This is a genomic window from Phenylobacterium sp. (genome assembly GCF_024508875.1).
GTDB lineage: Bacteria > Pseudomonadota > Alphaproteobacteria > Caulobacterales > Caulobacteraceae > Phenylobacterium.
This window is the reverse complement of the sequence record NZ_JANINU010000195.1, coordinates 1-4441: the sequence shown is the minus strand read 5'-3', so window position 1 is coordinate 4441 and position 4441 is coordinate 1. Positions and strand designations below refer to the sequence as shown.

Here is a 4441-nt window from a genome sequence, read left to right as displayed (position 1 = left end):
GCGATGTTCCGCACCTGGCCGGTCAGGTTGGCGGCCATGAAGTTCACGTTGTCGGTCAGGTCCTTCCAGGCGCCGGTCACGCCCTTCACCTGGGCCTGGCCGCCCAGCTTGCCCTCGGTGCCCACCTCGCGGGCCACGCGCGTCACCTCGGCCGCGAAGGAGCCGAGCTGGCCCACCATCGTGTTCACCACCTTGCCGATGCGCAGGAACTCGCCGCGCAGCGGCCGCTCCTCGTTCTCCATGTCCATGGTCTGGGACAGGTCGCCCTTGGCCACGGCGCCGATCACGCGCGCCATTTCGGCCGTGGGGTGGATCATGTCGGTGATCAGGGTGTTCACCGCGTCGACCGAGGCCGCCCAGGAGCCCTGCGCCGTCGGCAGCTTGGCGCGGTGGCTGATCTTGCCCTGACGCCCGACCGTTTCGCCCAGACGTTCGAACTCGCGCGTCATGCGGTCGTTCTGTTCGACGACATCGTTGAAGGCTTCCGCGATCTCACCGGCGATGCCGGTGGCGCGCGGCAGGCGCACGGAGAAGTCGCCACGACGGAAAGCGCGCAACGCCGTCAGCAACTGGGCTGTGTCGACATCGGATTCTGGCTTGGAGGAACGGCGGGTCTTGGCGGCGGACTGGGTCGCGGCTTTAGGCATGGTTCCCCCGACGGGATCGATACGAAATACGGGGACGAACGCCGGCCTCGAGAGCCCGACACACCCCCGCCCTGTCGGGAGGAACGCAACCCTACAGCGCAGGTTCCAGCTGGGCTGCAAATAAACCCGACGGGCCCCAGACAATACTGGAAGTTTAGTTGAATCAACCCATGGAGGCGTATCGTCACGGCGGAACCGCCGCGGGGCGGCGCCGTTCCCTGGACCGATGTCCCAGGCCTACGACGCGTCCGCCTTTGAACCCCCGCCGGACGCCGAAGCGTTCTATGCCGAGAGCCTGCGCCTGCTTACCGAGTCAGGGATCCCGTTCCTGCTGTCCGGGACATACGCCGTCTGCGCCTACACAGGCATCGTGCGCCCGACCAAGGACCTGGACGTGTTCTGCAAGGCGGGTGACTTCCCCAAAATCCTCGCGTGGTTCCAAGAGCGCGGCTACCGCACCGAAGTGGAGGACGAGCGCTGGATCGCCAAAGTCTGGCAGGGCGAGCGCTTCTTCGACGTGATCTTCGCTATGTCCAACGGCGCCGCGCCGGTGACAGACGCCTGGTTCCAGGACAACGAGACCATCGAGGTCTATGGCGTCGAAGCCAAGATCACCTCGCCCACCGAACTGGTGGTCTCGAAGTTCTTCATCCAGGATCGCTACCGCTACGACGGCGCAGACGTCGTCCACGTCTTCTATCGGCAGTCCGACCGCATCGATTGGAAGCGGCTGCTGGCCTACATGGAGCCGCACTGGGAGGTGCTGCTCATCCACCTCCTGAACTTCCGCTTCGTCTATCCGACCGAACGCGACCTGATCCCGGCCTGGGTGATGGCCGAGCTCACGGACCGGCTCGCGGCGCAGATCACACTGCCGCCCGCGCGGGTAAAGGTCTGCCGCGGACGCATGTTCAGCCCGCGGGACTATCTGATCGACATCACGGAGTGGGGCTTCGCAGACGTGGTCGGTAAGGGTCTCGAGGAGCGTCATGAGCCTATCGCCTGAGGCGGCAGCAAACGATGCGCCCGCCCGCCCCCTGCGCCTCGCCGCGATCGGCGACCTGCACGTCGGAGAAAATGCCGAGCGGCCCTATCGAGATCTGTTCGCGCGCATAAGCCAGGAGGCCGACGTCCTCGCCCTGTGCGGAGACCTGACCAACTTCGGCAAGACGCGGGAGGCCGAGATCCTGGCGGAAGACTTGCGGATCTGCACGATCCCGATCGTCGGCGTCCTCGGAAACCACGACTACGAATGCGGCCAGCCGGCGGAAGTCGCCCGCATTCTCCATGACGCGGGAATGAGGATCCTGGACGGCGAGGCGTTCGAGATCGATGGCGTCGGATTTGCCGGCTGCAAGGGGTTCATCGGCGGGTTCGGCCGCTACATGCTCAGCGCCTTCGGCGAGCCGGAGATCAAGGCCTTCGTCCAGGCCTCGGTCGACGAGAACCTGAAGCTCGAGAGTTCACTGCGAATGCTGCGGACCGATCGGATCGTGGTGGTGACGCACTACTCGCCCATTCAGCAAACGGTGGAGGGCGAGCCTCCCGAGATTTTCCCGTTTCTCGGCTCGGCGCGCATGGGCGAGACCATCGACCGGTTCGAGGGCGTGAAGTGCGCTGTCCATGGCCACGCACACCGCGGCGCACACGCAGGGCGCACGCCTGCCGGAGCTCCGGTCTTCAACGTGGCGCGGCCCGTGCTGAACCGCGACCTGGGCATCGAATTCGCGCTGATCGAAGTCTGAAAGAAAAAATGGCCGCGCCCGGAGGCGCGGCCAAGTCATTAGGGAGGAAACGCCCAAAAGGGCTAGATCGTTTTGCGCCTTTGCTGCACTGCACGCAAGGCCTAATTTCATGCGGACGTGAAATCTTGGGTCAGGCGACCCAATCCCGGGCCAGCCGGCGGGCGGCGGCGGCGAACAGCAGGGCGCTCACCACATAGAAGCCGAGGCCGGAATAGATGGCGTAGCGAAGGGCTTCCGCCCCGTAACGCGGCGTAAGTACATCGGAAATCGCCCCGAAATACCAAGTGCCGAGCCCCAGCCCGATCAGGTTGTTCACGAACAGGAAGCACGCCGACGCGGTGGAGCGTTGCTGGGGCGCGACAAGATGCTGCACCGCCGTAATGACCGGTCCCAACCACACCAGGTTGAGGCCTGTCGGAATGAGGAACAGGATGAAGGCGAGCCAAAGCGTCTTCGCCTGGACCGCCAGCACGAAACACGGCAACGCAAGCAGGAATGCGGCCGCGGGGACAAGCAGATAGGCCGCCGGCCGCGCACGGCCGAGGCGGTCGCCCAACACTCCGCCTAGCCAGACGCCCAGCACCCCGCCCACCAGCGTCATGGAGCCGAGGAAAAGGGAGCGATCGACCAGGCCCATACCCAGGCTGCGCTCGAAGAAGCTGGGCAGCCAGAAGGCCACGCCGTAGCCGCAGACCGATGAGGCCGCGGCGCCAAGCGAGATCAGCCAGAAGCTGGGCTTGGCGAGAAGCGCCCGGACACCGCCGGCGCCGGCCGGAGCCGCATCCGGCAGCGGAGCCACCTCGCGGGACGGCTCCTTGACGACGAGCCGGAAGATGGGAGCCAGCATTACCCCCGCCACGCCCACGGCGATGAACGCTGCGCGCCAGTCGATGGCGTGCGCGATCAGGCCGCCGAACAGGATGCCCAACGCCGAGCCGATGGGGATGCCGAAGGAATAGGCCGCGAGCGCCCTGGCCCGCTGGTCCTTCGGGAAATAGTCCGCGATCAGCGAATAGGCCGGGGCAACGCCCCCCGCCTCCCCCACGCCGACGCCCATGCGGCAGAGGAAGAGCTGCCAGAAGCCGGTGGCGAACCCGCAGAGCGCGGTGAAGCCGCTCCACAGCGCGAGCGCCCCGGTCATGATCCAGGTGCGGCTCCAGCGATCGGCCAGCGCCGCGATCGGCACGCCGAGGGCGGTGTAGAAGAGCGCGAAGGCCAGACCGCCCATCAGGCCGAGTTGGCCGTCGGTCAGCCCCAGCTCGGCCTTGATGGGGCTGGCGAGGATTCCCAGGATCTGCCGATCCAGGAAGTTGAAGGTGTAGGCGAGGATGAGGACGCCGAGGACCACCATTGGGTAGCCCTTCGACCGGGGCTTCGACGACATGAGGGTCCCTGGAATCGAAAACGCCCGGCTCGTGGGGAGCCGGGCGTCGTGACGTGACTTAGAACTTGGCCTGGACCGACAGCGTGATCGTCCGCGGCGGGCCGTAGAAGCCGCTGACCGAGTTGCCGAACAGCACGCCGGCCGATTGCGGGAAGTTGTAGCCGCCGACGCGGTACTCCTCCTTGCCCAGGTTCTTGCCGTGCAGCCCAACCTGGTAGCGGTCGTCGGCCGAGGTCCAGACGACGCTGGCGTCCAGCAGCCAGTAGCTGTCCTGATCCAGGATCGAGGGGATCTCGAACATGTGGAACGACGAGCGGTACGACGCCGACGGGATGAAGGCGACCGAGCCCATGTCGCCCAGGTCGTGTCGGTAGGTCATGCTGACCGAGCCGTTCCACTTCGGGGTGTTCTGGAACACCCGCTGGTCCGCGAAATCGCGCACCACCGGCGGCGTCGACGTCAGGTCCAGCGCCCGGTACTCGTCGAACTCGGCCTTGGTGTAGCCCAGGGAGAAGTTCGCGAAGAGCGAGCTGGTGAACGTGGCCTGGCCCTCGAACTCGGCGCCGTAGATGTGGGACTTGCCGACGTTCAGCACCTGGGAGGCGATCGAGGCGCCCACCGGGGTCTGCAGGGTGACCTGCTGGTCCTTGTACTTCGAGTAGAAG

4 protein-coding genes and 1 pseudogene are annotated in these 4441 nt (G+C 66.1%); 2 read left to right on the top strand and 3 right to left on the bottom strand.

Going from position 1 to position 4441, the window contains the following annotated elements; genetic code table 11:
- Positions 1–647: pseudogene (locus tag Q0L11_RS14685) on the bottom strand (hybrid sensor histidine kinase/response regulator); the annotation flags it as partial.
- A 226-nt stretch (positions 648–873) separates the two neighbouring features.
- Between Q0L11_RS14685 and Q0L11_RS14680 the strand changes: the two are divergent.
- Complete coding sequence (locus Q0L11_RS14680) at positions 874–1653, top strand: hypothetical protein (RefSeq protein ID WP_296598194.1); 780 nt, start codon at positions 874–876, stop codon at positions 1651–1653.
- Entirely contained in the window at positions 1637–2392 is a 756-nt protein-coding gene (locus Q0L11_RS14675; RefSeq protein WP_296598193.1) for a metallophosphoesterase, read from the top strand. Before Q0L11_RS14680 ends, Q0L11_RS14675 begins: the two co-directional genes overlap by 17 nt.
- A 130-nt stretch (positions 2393–2522) precedes the next feature.
- Here the strand turns inward: Q0L11_RS14675 and Q0L11_RS14670 are convergent, their stop codons facing one another.
- Complete coding sequence (locus tag Q0L11_RS14670; protein WP_296598191.1) at positions 2523–3776, bottom strand: MFS transporter; 1254 nt, start codon at positions 3774–3776, stop codon at positions 2523–2525.
- 58 nt (positions 3777–3834) lie between these two features.
- Positions 3835–4441, bottom strand: a 607-nt coding sequence (locus Q0L11_RS14665) for a TonB-dependent receptor (protein WP_296598190.1), incomplete at its 5' end; no start/stop codon positions are given.